Annotated in this window: 1 pseudogene; it reads right to left on the reverse strand. The window is 63.6% G+C overall.

Annotated features, from left to right (window positions below):
- Positions 1–261: pseudogene (gene prfC, locus ACLJNW_RS26140) on the reverse strand (peptide chain release factor 3); the annotation flags it as partial.

Here is a 261-nt window from a genome sequence, read left to right on the forward strand (position 1 = left end):
CCCACCGCACCGAGGATGATGTCGTTGTTGCGCTCGGGGAAGAACACCTGGGTCGCACCTTCCTCGGCCAGTTCCTGCAGGCCCTGGCGCAACTGCTTGGACTTCAGCGGGTCTTTCAGGCGCACGCGGCGGAACAGTTCCGGGGCGAAGTGCGGGATGCCGGTGAAACCGAAGTTCTCGCCTTCGCTGAAGGTGTCGCCGATCTGGATGGTGCCGTGGTTGTGCAGGCCGATGATGTCGCCGGCATAGGCCTCTTCCAGT

The organism is Salmonella sp. SAL4457, from assembly GCF_046548235.1.
Lineage (GTDB): Bacteria > Pseudomonadota > Gammaproteobacteria > Enterobacterales > Enterobacteriaceae > Salmonella > Salmonella enterica.